The organism is Ruegeria sp. YS9 (assembly GCF_024628725.1).
Taxonomy (GTDB): Bacteria; Pseudomonadota; Alphaproteobacteria; order Rhodobacterales; family Rhodobacteraceae; genus Ruegeria; species Ruegeria atlantica_C.
The window spans coordinates 2,668,020-2,688,652 of the sequence record NZ_CP102409.1 but is presented as its reverse complement, the minus strand read 5'-3'; the positions used below and the strand labels follow the sequence as shown (position 1 = coordinate 2,688,652).

At 59.6% G+C, this 20,633-nt stretch carries 22 protein-coding genes; 13 read left to right on the top strand and 9 right to left on the bottom strand.

Features of this window, described 5'->3' with window-relative positions; genetic code table 11:
• Positions 1-66 precede the first annotated feature (66 nt).
• From NOR97_RS13600 to NOR97_RS13590, 3 genes are read left to right on the top strand one after another with little or no spacing between them, the layout of a single operon-like run.
• Positions 67-810, top strand: coding sequence for an SDR family oxidoreductase (locus NOR97_RS13600; protein WP_257599429.1), 744 nt, complete (start codon positions 67-69; stop codon positions 808-810).
• Entirely contained in the window at positions 807-1,415 is a 609-nt protein-coding gene (locus tag NOR97_RS13595; protein WP_170345584.1) for an enoyl-CoA hydratase/isomerase family protein, read from the top strand. The genes NOR97_RS13600 and NOR97_RS13595 overlap by 4 nt, the downstream gene beginning before the upstream one ends.
• Entirely contained in the window at positions 1,412-2,149 is a 738-nt protein-coding gene (locus tag NOR97_RS13590; RefSeq protein WP_257599428.1) for a VOC family protein, read from the top strand. The genes NOR97_RS13595 and NOR97_RS13590 overlap by 4 nt, the downstream gene beginning before the upstream one ends.
• On the opposite strand, the gene NOR97_RS13585 is transcribed toward NOR97_RS13590, so the two are convergent.
• Positions 2,150-2,446, bottom strand: a complete 297-nt coding sequence (locus tag NOR97_RS13585; protein ID WP_257599427.1) for an HNH endonuclease — start codon at positions 2,444-2,446, stop codon at positions 2,150-2,152. It lies immediately after the preceding gene.
• A 48-nt stretch (positions 2,447-2,494) separates the two neighbouring features.
• On the opposite strand from NOR97_RS13585, the gene NOR97_RS13580 reads away from it, so the two are divergent.
• Positions 2,495-3,679 carry a TIGR03862 family flavoprotein gene (locus NOR97_RS13580; RefSeq protein ID WP_257599426.1) on the top strand — a complete coding sequence of 395 codons (1,185 nt, stop codon included), beginning with the start codon at positions 2,495-2,497 and terminating at the stop codon, positions 3,677-3,679.
• A 1-nt stretch (position 3,680) separates the two neighbouring features.
• On the opposite strand, the gene holA is transcribed toward NOR97_RS13580, so the two are convergent.
• From holA to NOR97_RS13560, 4 genes are all read right to left on the bottom strand, one after another.
• Complete coding sequence (holA, locus tag NOR97_RS13575) at positions 3,681-4,709, bottom strand: DNA polymerase III subunit delta (protein ID WP_257599425.1); 1,029 nt, start codon at positions 4,707-4,709, stop codon at positions 3,681-3,683.
• Positions 4,706-5,197 (bottom strand): LPS assembly lipoprotein LptE, encoded by a 492-nt coding sequence (gene lptE / locus NOR97_RS13570; RefSeq protein WP_152459267.1) that lies wholly within the window; start codon positions 5,195-5,197, stop codon positions 4,706-4,708. Before lptE ends, holA begins: the two co-directional genes overlap by 4 nt.
• Positions 5,184-7,721 carry a leucine--tRNA ligase gene (gene leuS, locus NOR97_RS13565; RefSeq protein ID WP_257599424.1) on the bottom strand — a complete coding sequence of 846 codons (2,538 nt, stop codon included), beginning with the start codon at positions 7,719-7,721 and terminating at the stop codon, positions 5,184-5,186. The genes lptE and leuS overlap by 14 nt, the downstream gene beginning before the upstream one ends.
• Positions 7,722-7,793: 72 nt before the next feature.
• Positions 7,794-8,276, bottom strand: a complete 483-nt coding sequence (locus tag NOR97_RS13560) for a DUF3576 domain-containing protein (protein ID WP_170345590.1) — start codon at positions 8,274-8,276, stop codon at positions 7,794-7,796.
• 285 nt (positions 8,277-8,561) lie between these two features.
• Here NOR97_RS13560 and NOR97_RS13555 point away from each other — a divergent pair, with 285 nt between their 5' ends.
• Both NOR97_RS13555 and NOR97_RS13550 read left to right on the top strand, forming a co-directional pair.
• A complete protein-coding gene (locus NOR97_RS13555) occupies positions 8,562-9,611 on the top strand; it encodes a porin (RefSeq protein WP_170345591.1) in 1,050 nt (349 codons plus the stop codon).
• 101 nt (positions 9,612-9,712) lie between these two features.
• Entirely contained in the window at positions 9,713-10,372 is a 660-nt protein-coding gene (locus NOR97_RS13550; protein WP_170345592.1) for a YggS family pyridoxal phosphate-dependent enzyme, read from the top strand.
• Here NOR97_RS13550 and NOR97_RS13545 read toward each other — a convergent pair.
• Positions 10,356-10,856: a L,D-transpeptidase gene (locus NOR97_RS13545; protein ID WP_257599423.1), complete on the bottom strand. Its 501-nt coding sequence runs from the start codon at positions 10,854-10,856 to the stop codon at positions 10,356-10,358. The genes NOR97_RS13550 and NOR97_RS13545 overlap by 17 nt on opposite strands.
• Positions 10,853-11,944, bottom strand: a complete 1,092-nt coding sequence (gene ribA, locus NOR97_RS13540) for a GTP cyclohydrolase II (protein WP_170345594.1) — start codon at positions 11,942-11,944, stop codon at positions 10,853-10,855. Before ribA ends, NOR97_RS13545 begins: the two co-directional genes overlap by 4 nt.
• A 162-nt stretch (positions 11,945-12,106) precedes the next feature.
• Between ribA and NOR97_RS13535 the strand changes: the two genes are divergently transcribed.
• The gene (locus tag NOR97_RS13535; protein ID WP_117872957.1) at positions 12,107-12,793 is read left to right on the top strand and encodes a response regulator transcription factor; all 687 of its coding nucleotides are present in this window, start codon (positions 12,107-12,109) and stop codon (positions 12,791-12,793) included.
• A gap of 219 nt (positions 12,794-13,012) precedes the next feature.
• Here NOR97_RS13535 and NOR97_RS13530 read toward each other — a convergent pair whose 3' ends face one another.
• A complete protein-coding gene (locus NOR97_RS13530; protein WP_257599422.1) occupies positions 13,013-13,831 on the bottom strand; it encodes a DUF2189 domain-containing protein in 819 nt (272 codons plus the stop codon).
• Positions 13,832-14,073: 242 nt separating this feature from the next.
• On the opposite strand from NOR97_RS13530, the gene NOR97_RS13525 reads away from it, so the two are divergent.
• From NOR97_RS13525 to NOR97_RS13510, 4 genes are all read left to right on the top strand, one after another.
• Positions 14,074-14,862: an exodeoxyribonuclease III gene (locus tag NOR97_RS13525; RefSeq protein ID WP_170345596.1), complete on the top strand. Its 789-nt coding sequence runs from the start codon at positions 14,074-14,076 to the stop codon at positions 14,860-14,862.
• A 75-nt stretch (positions 14,863-14,937) separates the two neighbouring features.
• Positions 14,938-15,852: a thioredoxin gene (gene trxA / locus NOR97_RS13520; RefSeq protein WP_170345597.1), complete on the top strand. Its 915-nt coding sequence runs from the start codon at positions 14,938-14,940 to the stop codon at positions 15,850-15,852.
• 27 nt (positions 15,853-15,879) lie between these two features.
• On the top strand, positions 15,880-16,521 hold the full coding sequence (locus tag NOR97_RS13515) for an LON peptidase substrate-binding domain-containing protein (protein WP_257599421.1): 642 nt from the start codon (positions 15,880-15,882) through the stop codon (positions 16,519-16,521).
• Positions 16,518-16,703: a Trm112 family protein gene (locus NOR97_RS13510; RefSeq protein ID WP_170345599.1), complete on the top strand. Its 186-nt coding sequence runs from the start codon at positions 16,518-16,520 to the stop codon at positions 16,701-16,703. Before NOR97_RS13515 ends, NOR97_RS13510 begins: the two co-directional genes overlap by 4 nt.
• On the opposite strand, the gene NOR97_RS13505 is transcribed toward NOR97_RS13510, so the two are convergent.
• Positions 16,700-17,962: an FAD-dependent monooxygenase gene (locus NOR97_RS13505; RefSeq protein WP_257599420.1), complete on the bottom strand. Its 1,263-nt coding sequence runs from the start codon at positions 17,960-17,962 to the stop codon at positions 16,700-16,702. The two genes, NOR97_RS13510 and NOR97_RS13505, sit on opposite strands and share 4 nt — an antisense overlap.
• Before the next feature lie 52 nt (positions 17,963-18,014).
• On the opposite strand from NOR97_RS13505, the gene NOR97_RS13500 reads away from it, so the two are divergent.
• Both NOR97_RS13500 and NOR97_RS13495 read left to right on the top strand, forming a co-directional pair.
• Positions 18,015-19,343, top strand: a complete 1,329-nt coding sequence (locus NOR97_RS13500; protein WP_257599419.1) for an amidase — start codon at positions 18,015-18,017, stop codon at positions 19,341-19,343.
• Positions 19,344-19,451: 108 nt separating this feature from the next.
• Positions 19,452-20,633 carry an aminotransferase class I/II-fold pyridoxal phosphate-dependent enzyme gene (locus NOR97_RS13495; protein WP_170345601.1) on the top strand — a complete coding sequence of 394 codons (1,182 nt, stop codon included), beginning with the start codon at positions 19,452-19,454 and terminating at the stop codon, positions 20,631-20,633.

Here is a 20,633-nt window from a genome sequence, read left to right as displayed (position 1 = left end):
GACCCTTTCCCCGTTTACGCGTTACGGCTGTAGCCGGCAGAGATTGCAATGCGTGAGGAAGGGCAAATGCAGGGAAAAACTGTTCTCATAACCGGGGCTAGCCGAGGAATTGGGGCCGAGGCAGGGCGCGTTTTTGCCGCAGCCGGCGCCAATGTCGCATTGGTGGCCCGCAGCCAGGATCAGATTGACGCCCTGGCGGCCTCATTGGGCGATCAGGCCATCGCACTGGCCTGTGACGTCAGCGATTTCGCGCAGGTGGAACAAGCCGTGGCCACATGCGTGGACCGGTTCGGTGGGTTGGATGTTCTGATCGGCAATGCCGGCGTGATCGATCCGATCTTTCATCTCTCGAATGCTGACACCGAGGCGTGGAGCAAGGCCATCGACATCAACCTGAAAGGCATTTTCTATGGGATGCGCGCGGCGTTGCCGGTAATGCGGGCTGCGGGAGGAGGGAGCATTCTGACGATCTCGTCCGGTGCGGCGTCGAACCCGGTCGAAGCCTGGAGCCATTATTGCGCCTCGAAGGCCGGGGCCAAGATGCTCACGGAATGTCTGCATCTGGAAGAAGCCCATAATGGTATTCGCGCCATGGGTCTTTCACCGGGGACGGTGGCCACCGATATGCAGCGTTCGATCAAGGCCAGCGGCATCAATCCCGTCAGTCAACTGGACTGGGATGCCCACATTCCGGCAGACTGGCCCGCACGGGCGCTGCTGTGGATGTGTTCCGATGATGCAGATGAGTTCCTGGGCACCGAAATTTCGCTGCGGCTTGAAGACATTCGCAAACGGGCCGGGCTGATATGATCGATTTGACCAAAGAAGGCGGCCTCTGGACCGTCACGATCAACAACCCTGACAAAGCAAACGCCCTGACGGGGGCCATGCTGGCGGAACTGGCCGAGATTGCCGAATCCGCGACAGGGGCCAAGGCGTTGATCCTGACCGGCGCGGGCAAAGTGTTCAGTGCCGGGGCAGATCTGGACGAGGCGCGCGCCGGTCTGGCCAAATCGGATGTCTGGGAAAGGCTGTCTGGTGCCATTGCCGCGCTGCCCTGTCTGACCGTCGCCGCACTGAATGGCACCCTGGCCGGTGGGGCCAATGGTATGGCGCTGGCCTGTGATCTGCGCATTGCCGTGCCATCGGCCAAGTTCTTCTATCCGGTGATGAAGCTGGGGTTTCTGCCGCAACCGTCCGACCCCGCGCGGCTGGCGGCTCTGGTCGGACCGGCCAGGGCCAAGTTGATTCTCATGGCCGGTCAGAAAATCACCGCGCAGGAAGCGTATGAATTTGGTCTGGTGGACCGGATTGTCGATCCCGATCACCTGATGCAAACCGCACGCGATCTGGTGGCCGACAGCGTGAATGCCGACCCCGAGATCGCAGCGGGAATCGCAAGGTTGTGTTCATGAGGCTGTCTGCACTGCGCCTGCGGGTCGCTGACCCGGATCGGCTGGCCGCGTTTTATCGCGACGTTTTGGGCATGTACGTTGGCCAAGCAGAAACCGGCCACCGTGTCGGCTATGACGGCGCAGACGCAGACATTTTGTTGCTGCCGGGTGGAGGAGGATACACCCATGACAGGGGGCAGCGGTACTGGAAGATAGGAATCACTGTGCCGGATGTCGATCTTGCCGCGGCTCATCTGCGCAGGTTTGACGTTCCAGTGAGCACGCCGAACCAGTTTCTGGACATCGGCTACATGTGCCATCTTGCGGATCCCGAAGGGTTCGTCATCGAGCTGCTGCAACATGATTTCGAAGGCAACCGACCGCCGCATGCGGCGGACCCCGACGCGCCCTTCGCGCGGGCTCGGATCGGTCAGATTACCCTTCGAACCGGCGATATTGCCGCCGAAGACGCGTTCTGGCGCGCCCGGGGCATGTCGTTGCTGTCGATGCAGGAGGTCGCCCCTTGCGGCTTTGACCTGCATTTCTATGCCTTTACGGACGAAACCCCTCCCAATCCTGATCTTTGGGCTGTTGAAAACCGCGAATGGCTGTGGAAACGCGCCTATACGACGTTGGAATTCCAGCATGTTGCGGGCGCACAATTCGCGCATGTACCGGACTTTCAGGGTATCGAGATCGAAGGCCTGTCCGAGCCCCTGACAGATACTTTCGGCGACCCGATCCTGCCGGGCTGATCACCGCCCGCGCCGCTTGCCCGGAATTTTCGAACGAAACCCGGGTGGGCGTTTGCGGACCCAGATCAGAAATTTCTCGAGCCTTGGATGCGCACGCAGGGCCTCGACCGTGTTGAAACTGCGTGCCAGTTCGGCCTCGGTCAGGGTGGCGTGCACCTCTTTGTGACAGATCTGATGCAGCAGAACGGTCGGTCCGCCCTTGCCTCCTTTGAGTTTTGGGATCAGATGATGCAGGCTGCCACCCCCGTCGGGGATCGGGCGGTCGCAAAGCGGGCAGATCGGATCGCTGTTCGTCATGATGATGTGAAACTTGCGCCTGTGACGGGCGAAGGCAAGAGGGTGCGAATGGCGCAGGCAATGGTGATCGGAGCAGGCCCCGCCGGGTTGATGGCGGCCGAACAGCTGGCCGCAGCCGGGCATTCGGTATGGGTGGCCGAGGCCAAACCTTCGATCGCGCGCAAATTTCTGATGGCCGGGAAATCGGGGCTGAACCTGACCAAGGACGAGCCGCTTGATGACCTGATCCGTGCCTATGGTGAAGCGGCGGATTGGTTGCGCCCGATCATGACTGACTTTGATGCCGAGGCGGTGCAGCACTGGGCGCGTGATCTGGGTCAGACGCTGTTTGTCGGCTCGACGGGGCGCGTGTTTCCTGAATCCATGAAGGCCTCGCCTTTGTTGCGGGCCTGGCTGGCACGGTTGGGCAAGGCCGGGGTCGAGGTCAGGACCCGCTGGCGTTGGACCGGCTGGAACGGTGAAGAGCTGGTGTTTGACACCCCGGACGGGCGGCGCAGTATCTCAGCGGATGTCACCGTGCTGGCACTGGGCGGCGCAAGCTGGGCCCGCCTTGGCTCGGACGGTCACTGGGCGCAGATATTGGCCGGAAAAGGCGTGGCGCTGGCTCCGTTCGAACCTGCAAACTCAGCCATTTCCGTTGATTGGAGCCCACATATGCAGCCTCATTTCGGGGCCGCATTGAAATCGGTCCGATGGATGGCAGGTGACCTGGAGAGCCGAGGAGAGGCAGCGATTTCCAGAACCGGTCTGGAAGGGGGCGGGCTGTATTCGCTGACACCGGCCTTGCGCGCGGGGCAGCCATTGTTTGCTGATCTGAAGCCTGATCTGGACCAACAGGCTCTGCTGGCGCGGTTTTCTGCGAAACGGTCGAAAACAACGCTGTCCCAGTGGATGAGAAAGTCGCTGAACCTGTCCGCTCAGAAAATCGCCCTGTTTCATGAAATGACCAAACACGGCGGCCATTCTCAATCCGTGCAAGTGAGCATGTTGAAAAAGCTGCCAATCCGGCATGCCGGACTTCGCCCGATGGACGAAGCCATTTCGACCGCAGGTGGTGTGAAACGGACAGAGCTGGATGACGGGCTGATGCTGACGTCCCTGCCGGGTGTGTTCTGCGCCGGTGAAATGCTGGATTGGGAAGCCGCAACCGGGGGATATCTGCTCACGGCTTGCTTGGCGACCGGGCGCTGGGCCGGTCAGGCCGCCGCAGATTGGCTTGAAACGGCCAAGTGAGTTAGCGGGATCGCGCCAACATCGCCAAACGGATCATCGCGCGTTCCACCAGCGCCATGGCAGGGGCTGTCTGCCCGGCAGAGCGCAGCGCCAAATCCGTATCCGTCAGAACCGTCAGCGCGGTTTGCAGCTTGGCCGCCCCCCAACCTTGTGCCTGTCGCAGGATACGGTCACGCCGCTTGCCGTAAACCGGCGGACGCAGCTTGCCGATGCCCTGCGCAGCACCACCGGGATCGGACGCGCAGGCATAGAGTGTCCGAAAATGCCGCATTGCTCCGATGCACAGAGTCACGCCGTTGGTGCCCTGCGCCTGCAACCTCCGGATCAGCGGCCCGATCTCACCGGCGCGGCCCTCGGCAACGACGTTGAGAACATCATCCAGCGCCGCCTCGGTCGAGCGCGGAGCGCAGGCCTCGATATCTTCGATTGTCAAATCAGTGCTGTCACCGCGTTTGTAAAGAGACAGTTTTTCAATCGTTTGGGCGAAATCACCGGGGCTGAGGCTTACTGCCAATTCGCTGATTGCAGACATGACATCACGGGGCACGTTTTTCATACCCGACTCGGCAAGAACCCGTTCCACTTCGGCGCGTGAGGGAGGGTCGTCATAAATGCCGACGGCATAGGCGGCAGGGTGGCCTTCGAACGCCTTGCGGATCTTCGAGCTGGGTTTCAATTGCCCCGCGGTCACGATGATCTGGGCGTCTCCGGGGGCCCAATCTTCGAGCGCGGCCAGAATTGCCGACGCCGCGGTTTCGGTTGCGTCTTCCACGAAAACGGCACGTGGACCGGGAAAGAAGCCGACCGCCTTGACCGCGTCCAGCAGCAGGGCGGGATCACCACGCAGATCGCCACCGGGCATGCGGGTCATGCGCATTTCTTCTTCGGCTTGGGGGCCAAGCAGAGCGGCCAGCACCTGTTGCCGCTTGAGCGCAACCCGCATCGCATCCGCGCCATAGATAAGCAGCCCGGTCTTGTCCGCGTCCGGCTTGGCAAAATACCCCTCAGCCTCGCGCGGGCTCAGCTTCATGCGGCCAGATCCGGTGTGGCGTAAAGTCGGTTCATGATCTGACCCGACAGAATCATCATCAGCCGTCTCTTGGCATCGCGCTCATCCGCCAATGTGGAAACGGTCGATCCTGCGGCAGAATATGACACAAAATCCGCCACCGAGCCCGAGGCGATGATCTGACCGGTTGCGTTGGACCGCAGGTTGTATTGTGCGCTTCCGTCGATGGTGTAGCGCTGCGTTTCGTTTGTGGTGGTGATTGCTGCGCCACGCGTTACGGTCGAAACCTGAACATCCAGCTTGTAATCGTTCACCGACCCGGCGCTTCGCCCCAGTTGCTGTTCCAGATTTTGGACCAACAAATAGCTTTCCACGGTGTTGGGCGCCGACACCTCGACGCGGCCATACAAGGCCGAACCCGATCCGCCAGGTGCATAGACGGGCTCAAAGCCGCAGGCGGCCAGCGCCAGCGGCATCAGCAAAAACGTTCTGCGATCAAACGACAACATTCACAATCCGGCCTGGAACGACGATCACTTTCTTCGGCGCATTCCCTTCCAGCGCCTTTTGAACAGCTTCGGTGCTGAGCGCAATTTTTTCAACCTCGGCTTTGTCCAGATCCTTGGCCACGCTGATTTCCGCGCGACGCTTGCCGTTGATCTGAATCGGCAAGGTGACGGTGTCATCAACCAGCATCGCCTCGTCGGCGACGGGCCATGGCGCAACGGCAACAAGGCCTTCGCCGCCCTGATGGGCCCAAATATCTTCCGCCAGATGCGGTGTCATCGGCGACATCAGCTGTGCCAGCGTTTTGATGGCCTGCTTTTGGGCCGCAGCACCTGCCTTGGATTTCGCCAGCGTGTTGGTGAAGGCATAAAGCTTGGCGATGGCCGCGTTGAAGCCAAAGCTTTCAACACCCAATGTCACGTCGCGGATGGTTTTGTGCATCTCGCGCAGCAGCTCCTCATCGCCTTCGCCCGTGGCGTTCGGGTCCATGGCACCGATCTTGTCGCAGAGAGTCCAGACACGGTTGAGATGCTTGTACGCGGCCTCGGCCCCCGCAGCCGTCCATTCCACGTCCCGTTCGGGCGGCGAATCGGACAGCACGAACCAGCGGGCTGTGTCGGCGCCGAAGGCCGAGATGATGCTGACCGGGTCGACAACGTTCTTCTTGGACTTTGACATTTTGGCCGATGGGATGATCTCGACCTCTGTGCCGTCGGCCAGTTTTCCGTCTGTGACCTCCTCGGGCAGGTGATAGACCGGGCGACCGTTGGCATCGCGGGTCTGGTAGATCTCGTGCGTCACCATGCCTTGGGTGAACAGCGCGTCGAAGGGTTCGATGGCTTTGTCCGGCAAATGCCCGGTGATGTTCATCGCGCGGGCGAAGAACCGCGAATACAGCAGGTGCAGAATCGCGTGTTCGATACCGCCGATATACTGGTCTACATTCATCCAATATTCCGCCTCGGCCAGATCGGTGGGTGTTTCCGCGCGCGGAGCGGTGAATCGGGCGAAATACCATGACGAATCCACGAATGTGTCCATCGTGTCGGTCTCGCGTTTGGCAGGGGCGCCACAATTCGGGCAGGCGCAGTCGCGCCAGGTCGGGTGGCGATCCAGCGGATTTCCCGGTTTGTCGAAGGTGACATCATCGGGCAGGCGAACCGGAAGGTTCTCTTTCTTTTCAGGGACCACACCACAGCTGTCGCAGTGAACGACAGGAATCGGGCAGCCCCAATAGCGCTGGCGGCTGAGGCCCCAGTCCCGCAGGCGATATTTCGTGACCCCTTCGCCCCAACCGGCTTTTTCGGCGAAATCGATGGTGGTGTTGATCGCCTCTTCGCCGGTTGCTTCGGTCAGGCCCGCGAAATGGTTCACCCAACGGACTTTCTCGGTCTTTGGCGGGACAAAGGCGATCTTGTCGACCGGTGTGTCGTCGTCCAGCGCAAAGAACGTATCGATCACCGGCAGGTCGTATTTGCGGCAGAAATCAAGGTCGCGCTGGTCATGGGCCGGGCAGGCAAAAATCGCGCCGGTGCCATAGTCCATCAGGATGAAATTGGCGATCCAGACCGGCAGTTCCCAGTTCGGGTCCAGCGGGTGCTTGACGCGGATGCCGGTGTCGAAACCCAGCTTCTCGCCAGTTTCGATGGCCTCTTCCGTGGTGCCGCCCTTGCGGCATTCCGCAACGAATTCAGCGACTTCCGGGATTTCGGCCTCAAGCTGTTTGGCGATCGGGTGATCGGGCGAGATCCCCACGAAGGACGCACCCAGCAGCGTGTCGGGCCGCGTCGTGTAGACAGTTATCGGTTCCCCACCATCGGTGCGCTCGAACCCGAATTGCAGGCCGCGCGACTTGCCGATCCAGTTTTCCTGCATCAGCCGCACCTTGGCGGGCCAGTTCTCGAGCGTATCCAGCGCCTCGAGCAGCTCTTCGGCGAAATCCGAGATCTTGAAGAACCACTGCGTCAGCTCGCGCCGTTCCACCAGCGCGCCCGAGCGCCATCCGCGCCCGTTTTCCACCTGTTCATTGGCCAAAACGGTCATGTCGACCGGATCCCAGTTCACCACGGCATTCTTGCGATAGACCAGCCCGGCCTCGAGCATGTCGAGGAACAGCGCCTGCTGCTGGCCATAATATTCCGGGTCACATGTGGCGAATTCACGGGACCAGTCGATCGACAGGCCCAGCGGCTTCATCTGGGCGCGCATGTCGGCGATATTGCCGTAAGTCCATTCCTTGGGGTGGCCGCCAATCGCCATGGCAGCGTTTTCCGCCGGCATCCCGAACGCGTCCCAGCCCATTGGGTGCAGAACATTGTGCCCGGTGGCCAGCTTGTGCCGCGCGATGACGTCGCCCATCGTATAGTTGCGCACATGCCCCATATGGATTCGCCCCGACGGGTAGGGGAACATCTCAAGCACATAGTATTTCGGCTTGTCCGCCGTCCGTTTGGCGGTGAAGATCCCGGCCTTGTCCCAGGCCTCTTGCCATTTTGCTTCGATTTCGGTGGCCGAATAGCGCGACATTGTGCGGTCCTTCGTGAATGAAAACGCCGGGTAGGAACCCGGCGTGGTATTAGTGTGATTTTCGGCGGAGTGCTAGAACTTGTTGTCGGCGATGCGCAGCTGACGGGCGCGGGACAGAATCGCATCCTCCACGGCGCGGGTTGTTGCCGCGCTTACCGGGGCGCCCCCGCTGGATTGCAGGGCGACGGACAAAGACCGGGCCGCAAGCGCCGGATCGCTGATGTGTACGGTCGCCCTGTATGACCGGCCTCCGCCCGGAGGGGTGCCGTAACCTGTTACGATCACTCCGGTAAACGGATCGACCTCCTGCACAGGCAGGAAATTCAGTATGTCCAGAGAAGCTGCCCACAGGTACCGGTTTACATTGGTGGTCTGCTCGGCCTTGCTGCGATCGAAAATGTCCCACAACGTTGAACGTTCGGGATCGTTCAGTTCGCGTTCATCGGAATTACCGCTGGCGGGATTGGGGGAATATGTCGAAGTGGTTCGATTCTGCCCGCATGCCGCAATCGTGGTGGTCAGCATGATTAATCCCAAAATCGTAGGCAGGCGCATTGTCAGCAGGTCCTGTTTCACTTGTTTTGCAGTATTCAGGGCATACTCCTAGCCAAGGACCCTCGCTGCAACAAGCCTATTCTTCTGAAATGTAAGTGTATCACCCGCATCCGGGCGAAAAGGAACTGTGGCATCCTTGCACCAATCTGACCCCAATGACGTGACCGGGTTTATGCCAAGCTTGCGCAATGGGGGCAAAAAGAGCGAAACGGTGTCCGTGCTGAGACATATGCCGAGGCATGTGTCGAGTAGATAACTCTTTTGAAAGAAACCGAGGGAAACAAGATGAAAAAAGTTCTCTTCGCATCGACGGCGCTGATCGCGACCGCAGGCGTTGCGGCAGCTGAGATTAACTTCAGCGGTTACGGCCGTTTTGGTATTGGTTACACTGAAGACCGTACCGCAACCACAACCGTTACTGGACCTGGCGCAGACGGCCTGATGGGCACAGCAGATGACGTATCCGCAAGCTCGACCGCACAGTCTGACGACGCTATCCTGGTCTCGCGCTTCCGTCTGAACATCGACGGCATCGCAGAAACCGACGGCGGCGTTCGTTTTGAAGGCCGTGTTCGTCTGCAAGCTGACGAAGACAGCAGCACCGGTGAAGCAAACTCGGCCGGCCTGAACGGCGCACGCTTCTCGGTCATCTACGGCGGTCTGCGTGTTGACGCGGGCAACGTCGCAGGTTCGTTTGACAACCTGGCAAACTACTACGGCAACGAAGTAGGTCTGGAACTGTTCGCAGGTCAGTACTCGGGCGTTGACTACAGCTTCCTGGCGTACTCGTCGACCGGTTCGGGCGCGAACGCTGTGTTCTTCCAGTATTCGGTTGGCGACTTCTCGTTTGGTGCGTCTTATGACCAAGCGCAGGTTACAACTGTTGCAGCTGGTGGCGCCACTTCGACCACCACTGACGCAGACCGCTGGGACATCAGCGCGACCTACACCTTCAACAACATCACTGCCGCTCTGGCCTATGGTCAGACCGACGGTGGCGCAGGCAGCGATCCGAGCCTGACCGTTCTGACCCTGGGTGGCGAATGGGGTGACTTCTCGGGTACTCTGTTTGTCGCGGACGACGCAACCAAAGTTGCTTCGACCGACGGTACTGCATGGGGTCTGTCGGCTGCCTACAACCTGGGCGCTGCAACCACCCTGCTGTTCACCTATGGTGACGGTAACGCATCTGCTGACCTTCAGCAGGTTGCAATCGGTGCAATCTACGACCTGGGTGGCGGTGCATCGCTGCGCGGTGGTCTGGGTGTAAACGACTGTGACTCTTGCGCAGACTCGACCATCAAGGCTGACTTCGGTGCTCAGTTCAACTTCTAAGCTGATCTGAACCGTAAGGTTTAAGGGCGGGTCTTCGGACTCGCCCTTTTCTTTTGCGCCGACTTGGTGTTTTTCTGCGCCAAAGACAGATTGAGGGCCCCATGTCGTTGCAAGAGATCACCGCGCGTATCGCCAAAGCCGAAGCCAAAGCACAACGGCAGGCCGGTTCGGTCAAATTGATTGCCGTTTCCAAGGTGCAGCCCAACGAACGGGTTCAGGCCGTTCTTGAGCAGGGGCACAGGTGTTTTGGTGAGAATCGCGTACAGGAGGCGGCCAGCAAATGGCCCGCTTTCAAAGAGCAGTTCGATGCCGTCGATCTACATCTCATCGGCCCGTTGCAGACCAACAAAGCCAGGCAGGCGATGGAACTGTGTGATGCGATCCATTCGGTCGATCGCCCCAAACTGGCCAAAACCCTGGCGCGGCTGGCGCAAGAGTTGGGATACTGCCCCGACTTGTTCATTCAGGTCAATACGGGTGAAGAAGCGCAGAAGGCCGGCGTTCTTCCCGCGGACGCGGACGGGTTCATCGCGGAATGCCAGTCTTTGGACCTTCCGGTGCGCGGGTTGATGTGCATCCCGCCGGTCGATGAAGAACCCACACTTCATTTCGCACTTTTGGCCAAGATCGCCGCACGCAACGGGCTTGAGGGCTTGTCGATGGGTATGAGCGGTGATTTCGAGCAGGCCATCGCCTTGGGCGCGACCCATGTCCGCGTCGGGTCGGCCATTTTCGGCGAGCGGGTCAAGCCTCTGGGATGATCAGGCGCGTTCCAGGAGAGATTCGCCCTGCAATCCAGTGCAAATGGTCCCGACGGAAGGTGATGCAACCTTCGGTCGGGTAGCCGGGCCTGCGCCACTGGTGCAGAAAAATTGCCGATCCCCTGCCGGGAACCGCATTCGGCCAGTTCCAGTCGGTCAACAGAACCAGATCGTAAAGCGGATCAGCCCGGCGCAGTTTTTCATGACTGAACGCATAAGGGGCGGGCACCATGTGATTGTAGCGGCTGTCCTCGACGTCATCCGACCACAAGTCCCGCGGCCCAATCGGGATCGCCCAGAAGTTGGGGGCGACCAGCCGGTCGGGCCGATAGAGCATGCCGACGATTCGATGGCATCCGGTAGGTGTTGCACCATCGCCCTCGTGTTTCGTGTTGCTCAATCCGCCTTTGCCAATGGAACACGGAAACGTTCTGCCCAGAAACCGAACGCCGTTCGGGGTCAGAACCAAATCACTTGGGGTCACAGCAAGTGCCCGGATTTCGCGGCTTTCGTGGCCAGGTATCCCCGGTTATGCGCGGTTTCGCCCACTTTCAAAGGAACGCGCTCGGTCACGGCGATCCCCGTGCGTTCCATCATCGAGATCTTGGCGGGGTTGTTGGTCAGCAGGCGCACCGAGTTGAAACCCAGCGATTTCAGGATATCCGACCCGAGTCGGAAATCGCGCTCATCATCCTCGAAACCCAGCCTGTGGTTTGCTTCTACCGTGTCAAAACCCTGATCTTGGAGAAAATAGGCGCGCATCTTGTTGGCCAGCCCGATACCGCGCCCTTCCTGGTTCAGGTACAGAAGAACTCCTGCCCCTTCGGCCCCCATTTGTGCCAGCGCGCCGCGCAGTTGCGGACCGCAGTCGCATTTCAGGCTGCCCATCAGATCGCCCGTGAAACAGGCGGAATGCAACCGGGCCAGAACCGGCTTGTCCCGATCCGGGCGGCCTATTTCGACCGCGTAATGCTCTTCTCCGCCATCTTCGGGGCGAAATACATGCAGGCGACCGGCCTCGGAGACTTCCATCGGAAGGCGGGCGGCGACCACCTCATGCAAGGCGCTGCGGTCCGCCAGATGCGGGGCGGCGCGTGTGTGATCAATGCAGGTCAGGCCGTGCGATACGGCAAAGGCCCGACCGTCTTCGACCGGCACGACGACCGCGGCGGGAAGAATGCGAGCGGACTTGGCCAACGCAATCGCGATGCGGTGCAAATTGGCGTTACCGTGGCGCTCGGTCATCAGCGGCCCTTTCATCGGCGCGCTCAGATCGTCCGAGGGATCGGCAACCGCCTGCACCCATGTGATGTCTGCATCGGCGGGAATCGAAACCCGTGCGAGATCACCGTCATAGGCACGCGCTTTGAGTGTTTCGGCCCGCCGCCCGGTAATGGCCACCACCGGTTCCCCGAGCTTTTTCAGATCAGCCAGGCGCTGTGGGCTGAGCGTTTCCGCAGAGATCGCCACAACGCTAAAGCCGCTGTCATCGGTCAGCACCACTGGAACGCCCATGCGCAGATCGGCCCGGGCCCTGGCCAGAAGTTCGGTGATATCGGGAATGAGACTCATCTATGTTACCCTATAACGCTCAGCTTTTCTCCTAGCTGTTTCGAAAGGAAATGTGAAACAATTCTGCCAACTCTGACACGAAGGCGTGAAACCGTTGCAGCAAATCTTGTTGATTGCATATTCCGCGCGCAAGTGATGGAAAAGCGTTTGGAGGATCGGGAAATGGCTCAACTCAAGAAAATCCTGTTGGTGGACGATGACGAGGATCTGCGCGAGGCGCTCAGCGAACAACTTGTCATGACCGAAGACTTTGACGTTTTCGAAGCGTCAGACGGCCAGTCCGCAATGGAGCGCGCACGCGAAGCGATCTATGATCTGGTCATTCTTGATGTGGGTCTGCCCGATACCGACGGGCGGGAACTTTGCCGCCTGATGCGCAAACAGGGTGTCAAAAGCCCGATCCTGATGCTGACCGGTCATGACAGCGATGCCGATACGATTCTGGGTCTGGACGCCGGCGCGAACGATTATGTCTCCAAACCATTCAAATTCCCGGTTTTGCTGGCCCGTATCCGCGCTCAGCTGCGGCAGCACGAACAATCCGAGGACGCGGTATTTGTTCTTGGCCCCTATACGTTCAAACCAGCGATGAAGATGCTGATCACGGAAGAAGACCGCAAGATCCGCCTGACCGAGAAGGAAACCAACATCCTCAAGTTCCTGTACCGTTCGACCGATGGCGTCGTGGCGCGGGATGTGCTGCTGCATGAAGTTTGGGGATACAATGCTGGTGTCACGACGCACACGCTTGAAACCCACATCTACCGTTTGCGTCAGAAAATCGAGCCCGATCCGTCCAATGCGCGCCTTTTGGTCACAGAATCGGGTGGATATAGGCTCGTGTCTTAACTGGTTGTGGATTGATGTGGATCAAAGTGATACTCTGAACTCATAATTAGGTTACTCCCAACCCGTGCATGTCCGGGTCATGACATGTACCTCCCTGTTGGACTGCCGGGCCGAATGGCCCGGCTTTTTTTTCGGTGCTGAAGGGGGGCTGCTACGCAAGACAGAAAGCAGCACTGACCGATTTTTGGCCCATAATAGAACAATGAGCTCTGCGGCGGGTCACTCTTCCACGGGAGCAACGGCCCGCTGATAAAGGTGCCACGTGGTGTGGCCAAGGATCGGAAGGGTGAAAACCAGGCCCAGAAACGCCGGAACCAGCGACAACAGCATGGTGACCGAAATGATCGCTGCCCAGCCCAGCATGACCACCGGGCTTTCGGATACGACGCGCAAAGAGGTCAACATGGCGGAAATGAAGTTGGTTTCCCGGTCCAGCAGCAAGGGCATGGCGACGACGGTCACCGAGAACAGTACGGCCGACAGGAATGCGCCGACACAGGTGCCTACGGCAAGGAATATCCAACCCTGCGGTGTGAAGAATACGGCGTTCAAAAACCCGTCGAAATCCGAAAAGGATGCGTTCTGGAGTATGATCGCCAGCCAAAGCCGAACTTGGTAAATCCATACCCAAAAAATGAAAAGAGTGACAAAGGCCATCCAGCCCATTTCGCGTTTGCGTTGATTGGCCATAACGCTGAGGATTTCAGACCAGCCAAAGCTTTCGCCTTTCTGCAAACGGCGCGACATTTCATAAAGCCCGGCTGCGGCAAAAGGGGCGATCAGTGGAAAGCCTACAATGGCAGGGATAATCATCCAGATCTGGCCAAGCCAGATCAGGGCCCAAACCAACAGAATTCCGAAAACCGCAAAGAAAAGGCCGAAGAAACCGCTCATGACAGGGCGGGCCAGAAAGTCGGAAAACCCTGCCTTCAGTGACGCTGTGATATCATCTACAGTGACCCTGTTGACATTGGGCATGGCCTGCTGCTGTGGCGTCAGGTTTTCCGGCGGCGTGGAACCTGCGGATTCGGATGCCATGACACACTCCTCCCAAAGCATCGTGCCGGGCCGGTCTGTTCGCGAACAGACCCAGCGGTGAAACAGACATTCCTCATTCGCACACAAGTCTGCATCAGGCGAGGTATCAGGGCAAGGGGAAGCTCGACGGCGAAGCTTGTTGACCTGCCGACGGATAGTCCAGGGATGAAGCCGCCTTTTCTCGTGGCAACTGGCTTTGTGCCACGCTAACCTGCGCCAATCGCGACAAAGGAATCCCCGACATGCCTTTCACCCTTGCCACATGGAACATCAATTCCGTTCGCCTGCGCGAGCCTATCGTTTTGAAATTGCTGCAAGAAGAAGCCCCTGACGTATTGTGCCTGCAAGAGTGCAAATCACCGGTTGAGAAGATCCCGACCGAAGGGTTTGCCGAACTGGGTTACAGGCACATGATCGCGCGGGGGCAGAAGGGTTACAACGGCGTCGCCATCCTGTCGCGCCTGCCGATGGAAGAGGTGGGTGACAAGGATTTCGCTGGTCTCGGACATGCCCGCCACATTGCCGGGCGGTTGGAAAACGGTGTCACGATCCACAACTTCTATGTCCCGGCGGGCGGCGACGTGCCGGACCGGGACGTCAATGAGAAATTCGGCCAGAAGCTCGACTATCTCACTGATATGCGCGATTGGTTCCGTGCGGAAAAGCCGGCTAAATCCATTCTTGTCGGTGATCTGAACATCGCCCCGCGTGAGGATGATGTATGGTCACACAAACAACTGCTTAAGGTCGTCTCGCACACGCCCGTCGAGGTCGAGCATCTGGCCGAGACACAGGAAGCAGGCGGCTGGGTCGATATCACCCGTCAGGATATTCCGGAAGGGCAGCTTTACAGCTGGTGGTCCTATCGCGCCCGGGATTGGGATGCGGCAGACAAGGGGCGCCGGCTGGACCATATCTGGGCCACGGCCGATATCTCGAACGCGGGCCATTCCAGCCGCATCCTGAGGGACGCCCGTGGATGGGAAAAACCCAGCGATCACGCTCCGGTCTTTGCCAGTTTCGACGTCTGATCTGCAACTCAGCCCTTGGTTTCCGCGGCCAGCGACTGCATATAGGGCGCAAATTCGAACGAAAGAGTGATTGCCATGGACCTTCTGAACGGCGGAGACGCCCCAGCAACCGATCTGATCAAAGACGGGACCGAGGCCACTTTCATGGCCGATGTGGTCGAAACCTCGCAGGAAACACCTGTGATCGTCGATTTCTGGGCGCCTTGGTGTGGCCCGTGCAAAACCCTTGGCCCGATGCTGGAAGAGGCTGTGACAGCCGCGAAAGGCGCGGTGAAGATGGTCAAGATCAATGTGGATGAGGCGCAGACAATTGCCGCGCAAATGCGCATCCAGTCGATCCCGACCGTCTATGCCTTTTTCAAGGGTCAGCCGGTGGACGGGTTTCAAGGCGCGTTGCCGGGATCCGAGATCAAGGCCTTCGTGGACCGTGTGATCGAAGCCGCAGGCGGTGAAAGCCCGGGCGGCCAGTTGGATGATGCCGTGCAGGCTGCCGAGGAAATGCTTGCCGAAGGTGCTGCCGCGGACGCGGCTCAGACCTTTGCCGCGATTCTGGGTGAAGATCCGAACCACGCCGCGGCTTATGGCGGGCTGGTGCGGGCGCATATCGCCACCGGTGATCTGGAGCAGGCAGAGGCGATCCTGAACGGCGCTCCGGCCGAGATATCCACATCGGCCGAGCTGGAAGCCGCACATGCGCAGCTGGAACTTGCCAAGCAGGCGGCAGATGCCGGCCCCGTCGCCGAGCTGATGGCGGCTGTCGAGGCGGATCCGGACAACCATCAGGCCCGCTTTGATCTGGCCCAGGCGCTGCACGCGAACGGCAATGTGGAAGAAGCCGTGGCACAATTGCTGGAGCTGTTCCGCCGGGATCGTGAATGGAATGAGGGCGCGGCCAAGACACAGCTTTTCACCATCTTCGATGCGCTCAAGGCCAATGACCCGATTGTTCTGAACGGACGTCGCAAACTCAGTTCGATGATATTTGCCTAATCTCTCATCAGAGCTAGAATTGGGTACATGATGCACCCCGCCGACCTGCCGGATACGGTATCCGTTTTTCCATTGCCCGGGGCACTGCTGCTGCCCCGCTCGCGCTTGCCGCTTCACATATTCGAGCCGCGCTATCTTCAGATGCTGGACGACGCGCTGAAAACCAAGGAACGGTTGATCGCAGTGGTTCAGCCGAATCCTTCGGTCAAAGACGAGGACAAACTGCACCGTATTGGATGCGCAGGGCGGGTGACGCAGTTTTCGGAAACTGAAGATGGCCGGTATCTGATCACGTTGACCGGTATATCCCGGTTCAGGGTCTTGTCAGAGCTGGACGCGTTCACGCCCTACCGGAGGTGTGCGGTCTCGTGGGACGGGTTCGATCGTGATCTGGGAAAGGCCGAGAAAGACAACGGGTTTGACCGCAACGCGTTCCTGACATTGCTGGAGCGTTTCTTTTCATCCCGTCAATTGTCCACCGACTGGGATTCGCTCAAAGATGCCGAGGATGAGCTTTTGGTGAATTCCCTGTCGATGCTTCTGGATTTCGACCCCGAGGACAAACAGGCCCTGTTGGAAGCCCCTTGCCTGCGCACCCGGCGCGAAACGTTGGTGACGCTAATTGAGTTCGCCATGCGAGGCGGATCGAATGAGGAAAAACTGCAATGACCGACCCTGAACACGCCTTTGATCGCCACATGCTCGAGGCGATGATCTGCCCGCAGACACATACGACCCTGCACTATGACGCCGAAAGGCGGGAACTTGTTTCAAAAGCGGCGGGTTTGGCTTTTCCCATCCGCAACGGGATTCCGGTCATGCTGGTCGACGAGGCCCGGCAGCTGGATTAAATCGGGCGCCCTTGCAACAGCTTGGGCAGATCGCCGGTCAGCCCGGCAGCCTCGCGAACGAAACCGCGACGCAGCCCGGGCAAAGCGCCGACAACCCCCATGCCAATGTCACGACCAAGGCGCAGAAACGGATTGTCGTTTGAAAACATCTTGTTGAAGACATCCGTCGCCATTGCCAGCGAGGCCGTGTCGAAACGGCGCCATTCCTGATAGCGCTCCAGCACCATGAGCGAGCCGATATCCTCGCCGCGCCGTCCCGCCAAAGTCAGAACCTCAGCCAGAGCGCCGACATCGCGCAGGCCAGCATTCAGGCCCTGACCGGCAATGGGGTGCATTCCGTGTGCGGCATCCCCAACCAGCGCCATGCGATCACTGATGAAGGCATTGGCGATGGTCAGGTTCAGCGGATAAGTGAAACGATCACCCGCCAGACTGATTTCGCCAAGAAAATCGCCAAATCGCGGGCGTAGCACTTGCACGTAATCACCTTCGGGCAGGGCGTTGATGTGCTTTGCGGTTTCGGTGCGTTCGCTCCAGACGATGGAACTGCGATTGCCGGTCAACGGCAGAATCGCCAGCGGACCGGGTGGCATGAAAAACTGATGCGCAATGCCATTATGCGGCAGCTCATGTTCGATGGCGCAGACCAATGCCGTCTGGCCATAATCCCAACCGGTGCGTTTGATGCCGGCCCGAGACGCGGTTCCGCTGCGGCGACCGTCACAGCCAACCAGCAGGATGCCGCCCAGGGTTGTGCCGTCATCCAACGTCACGGTCACGTTGGCAGTGTCGGCCTGTTGCGAAACGACGGATTTGCCGCTTACCTGGGTGATGCGCGGCTCTTCGGCCATCGCGTCCAGAAAAGCACGGCGCAGGTGGCGATCCTCGACCATGTACCCCATCGGGCCTTCTTCGATCTCGGCATGGTCGAAATGCATGAAAAAAGGCGATGGTCCTGTTCCGGCATGACCATCTGTGACCTTGATTTCCAGCATCGGTTGGGCGTGCTGCGCGACGCGGTCCCAAATACCGATGGCATCCAACAACCGCTGTGAGGCCAGAGCCAGCGCATAGGCACGCCCGTCGAATGCCGCGTTCTTGCGCGCCTTTTCGACCAGCGCATCGATCACAGTGACCGAATGACCGGTTTGTGCCAGTGCCAGCGCCAAAGCAGGGCCGTTCAACCCGCCGCCCACGATCAGAATGTCAGAAGCCTGTGTCATGCCCTGCAATATGCGCGCCCTTTCGGGATTGTCCATGTGCAGTCCTGTCGCTACCGTCACCCAAAGCCTAAAAATCAGGAGGGATGAGATGCAGGACTGGTTGACCATGACCGCGTGTGATTTGGGCCGTGGCATTGGCATGGGCCAGATCGATCCGGTCGAACTGACGGAAACCTACCTGTCCGCTATTGACGCTCATCCGCATCGGGACCGCATCTATGCCCGCGTCACCCATGACCGTGCCCGGGCTGAGGCTGAAGCCGCTCGGCAACGCGCGCAACTGGGCCTGCGCCGGTCGTTGCTGGACGGGGTCCCGATCAGTTGGAAAGACCTGTTCGACACCGCCGGCACCGTGACCGAGGCCGGTTCGGCTCTGTTGAAGGATCGCGTACCGGAAGCGGATGCTCTGGTGCTGCGCAACGCGACTCAGATGGGAACGGTTTGTCTGGGCAAGACACATATGAGCGAGCTGGCCTTTTCCGGCCTCGGGTTGAATCCGATCACCGAAACCCCGCCCTGCATTCATGACGAGGCAGCAGTGCCCGGGGGGTCGTCTTCAGGGGCGGCGGCCTCGGTCGCCTGGGGGTTGGCGGCGTGTGGCATCGGCTCGGACACGGGCGGGTCGGTGCGTATCCCGGCGGCATGGAATGATCTGGTGGGGCTGAAAACCACTGCGGGGCGGCTCAGCCTAGAAGGTGTGGTACCGCTTTGCCTGCGGTTTGACACGGTTGGACCTGTGGCGCGTTCGGTCGAGGATGCCGCGCATGTTCTGGCTCTGCTCGAGGGGGGGGCGCCTGCCGATCTGCGTGGCGCTTCGCTGAAAGGACGCCGTTTTGCCGATTTGCAGAACATCGCCAAAGACGATCTGCGCGACACACCGCGCAAAGCATATGACGAAGCCGTTGCCAAACTTGCGGACGCGGGGGCCGAGATCGTGCCGTTGGAAGTGCCCGAGTTGAACGAGGCCATGACGTTGACCAGCATCGTATACACGACCGAGGCCTATGGGCTGTGGCGCGATGTGATCGAGGCCAATCCCGACGCGATGTATCCCGAGATACTCGAACGCTTCCGCATTGGCATGGGGTATTCGGGCCCCGACTATGTGGCTGCCTGGGCCAAGCTCAAGGCGTGCCGCAGCGCCTGGGACGCGGCAACCGCCGGGTTTGATGCGGTTCTGGCGCCGACAGCGCCGATTTTGCCGCCTAATCTGGAGCGCTTGCTCAGCGATCACGACTATTACGTGACCGAGAATCTTCTGGCCCTGCGGAACACGCGGATTGGCAATCTGATGGGGCTTGCAGCGCTGAGCCTGCCCACCGGAACCCCCGGTTGCGGGTTGATGATGCTGGGCTATCCCGGCTCGGAAGAGGCGTTGTTGCGGCTTGGTTCGGCAACGGAATCGGTGCTGGCCTGAATGCCACAATCCCCTGATTCGGAACCTCTTTGTCTGGACGAAGAGGCATACGGACTGTAATCTGCCAAAAAAACGGGGCGCCAATGACCCCGATATTGAGGCAGTATTATGGTTTTCCCCGAGCGGTTTTCGAACCTACCGGCTTATGCATTCCCGCGTCTGCGCGCCCTGCTGGATCATCACCAGCCGGGCGGTGACGTCGTTCATATGACCATTGGTGCGCCGACACATGAATTTCCGGCCTGGGTGACGGATGTCATCATGGAAAACGCCGCCGGGTTCCAGGGATATCCCCCGAATGAAGGGTCGGATGACCTGCGCAGTGCGATCACGGGCTGGATCAAGCGGCGATATGGGGTTCAGATGGACCCTGATGCCAACGTGATGGCGCTGAACGGCACGCGCGAGGGGCTATACAACGCCGCCATGGCTTTGTGCCCGGAACAGAAGAATGGTCAGCAGCCGATCATCCTGTGCCCGAACCCGTTTTACCAGGTCTACATGGTCGCCTCGCTGTCAGTCGGCGCGCAGCCATACTTCGTGCCAGCCACCGCCGCGACGGGCCATCTGCCAGATTATGCTGGCCTGCCTGCGAACGTGCTGAACCGCACCGCCGTGGCCTATATCTGTTCACCGGCCAATCCACAGGGGGCCGTTGCCTCGCGCGATTATTGGGCCGACCTGATCCGTCTGGCCGAACAGTACGATTTCCGCATTTTTGCGGATGAGTGTTACTCCGAGATTTACCGTGAAGAGGCCCCGACAGGTATTCTGACCGTCGCGCGGGACCTGGGCGCTGATCCTGAAAGGATCACGCTGTTCAACTCGCTCTCCAAACGTTCGAATCTGGCCGGCTTGCGGTCGGGACTTGTCGCAGGTGGTCCAAAGTCGATCAAACAGGTCAAGCAGTTGCGCACCTATGCCGGGTCGCCTCTGCCTCTGCCCTTGCAAGCTGCCGCGGCAAAGGTTTGGGCGGATGAGGAACACGTTCGCGAAAACCGCGCGCTGTATCAGGAAAAATACGCCATAGCGGATGAGGTATTCGCAGGCGTGCAGGGCTATATGCCGCCCGAGGCCGGATTCTTCCTGTGGCTGCCGGTCGAGAATGGTGAAGACACCGCATTGAAAGTCTGGAAGGAAACCGGTGTCCGGGTCCTGCCGGGCGCATATCTTTCACAAGGCGATCCGGGAAAGAACCCGGGCGAAGGATTTATTCGGGCTGCATTGGTGGCCCCAAAAACAGAGTTGCAGCGTGGTCTGATCACACTCCGCGACTGCATCTATTCGTGA

Coding starts and splice junctions, on each gene's coding strand:
- NOR97_RS13530 (WP_257599422.1), bottom strand. CDS start 13,831: ATGGCATCCGAATCCGCAGGTTCCACGCCGCCGGAAAACCTGACGCCA.
- NOR97_RS13585 (WP_257599427.1), bottom strand. CDS start 2,446: ATGACGAACAGCGATCCGATCTGCCCGCTTTGCGACCGCCCGATCCCC.
- trxA (WP_170345597.1), top strand. CDS start 14,938: ATGGACCTTCTGAACGGCGGAGACGCCCCAGCAACCGATCTGATCAAA.
- leuS (WP_257599424.1), bottom strand. CDS start 7,721: ATGTCGCGCTATTCGGCCACCGAAATCGAAGCAAAATGGCAAGAGGCC.
- NOR97_RS13535 (WP_117872957.1), top strand. CDS start 12,107: ATGGCTCAACTCAAGAAAATCCTGTTGGTGGACGATGACGAGGATCTG.
- NOR97_RS13595 (WP_170345584.1), top strand. CDS start 807: ATGATCGATTTGACCAAAGAAGGCGGCCTCTGGACCGTCACGATCAAC.
- NOR97_RS13500 (WP_257599419.1), top strand. CDS start 18,015: ATGCAGGACTGGTTGACCATGACCGCGTGTGATTTGGGCCGTGGCATT.
- NOR97_RS13515 (WP_257599421.1), top strand. CDS start 15,880: ATGATGCACCCCGCCGACCTGCCGGATACGGTATCCGTTTTTCCATTG.
- NOR97_RS13555 (WP_170345591.1), top strand. CDS start 8,562: ATGAAAAAAGTTCTCTTCGCATCGACGGCGCTGATCGCGACCGCAGGC.
- NOR97_RS13600 (WP_257599429.1), top strand. CDS start 67: ATGCAGGGAAAAACTGTTCTCATAACCGGGGCTAGCCGAGGAATTGGG.
- NOR97_RS13550 (WP_170345592.1), top strand. CDS start 9,713: ATGTCGTTGCAAGAGATCACCGCGCGTATCGCCAAAGCCGAAGCCAAA.
- lptE (WP_152459267.1), bottom strand. CDS start 5,197: ATGTTGTCGTTTGATCGCAGAACGTTTTTGCTGATGCCGCTGGCGCTG.
- ribA (WP_170345594.1), bottom strand. CDS start 11,944: ATGAGTCTCATTCCCGATATCACCGAACTTCTGGCCAGGGCCCGGGCC.
- NOR97_RS13495 (WP_170345601.1), top strand. CDS start 19,452: ATGGTTTTCCCCGAGCGGTTTTCGAACCTACCGGCTTATGCATTCCCG.
- NOR97_RS13510 (WP_170345599.1), top strand. CDS start 16,518: ATGACCGACCCTGAACACGCCTTTGATCGCCACATGCTCGAGGCGATG.
- NOR97_RS13525 (WP_170345596.1), top strand. CDS start 14,074: ATGCCTTTCACCCTTGCCACATGGAACATCAATTCCGTTCGCCTGCGC.
- NOR97_RS13580 (WP_257599426.1), top strand. CDS start 2,495: ATGGCGCAGGCAATGGTGATCGGAGCAGGCCCCGCCGGGTTGATGGCG.
- NOR97_RS13560 (WP_170345590.1), bottom strand. CDS start 8,276: ATGCGCCTGCCTACGATTTTGGGATTAATCATGCTGACCACCACGATT.
- NOR97_RS13505 (WP_257599420.1), bottom strand. CDS start 17,962: ATGGACAATCCCGAAAGGGCGCGCATATTGCAGGGCATGACACAGGCT.
- holA (WP_257599425.1), bottom strand. CDS start 4,709: ATGAAGCTGAGCCCGCGCGAGGCTGAGGGGTATTTTGCCAAGCCGGAC.
- NOR97_RS13590 (WP_257599428.1), top strand. CDS start 1,412: ATGAGGCTGTCTGCACTGCGCCTGCGGGTCGCTGACCCGGATCGGCTG.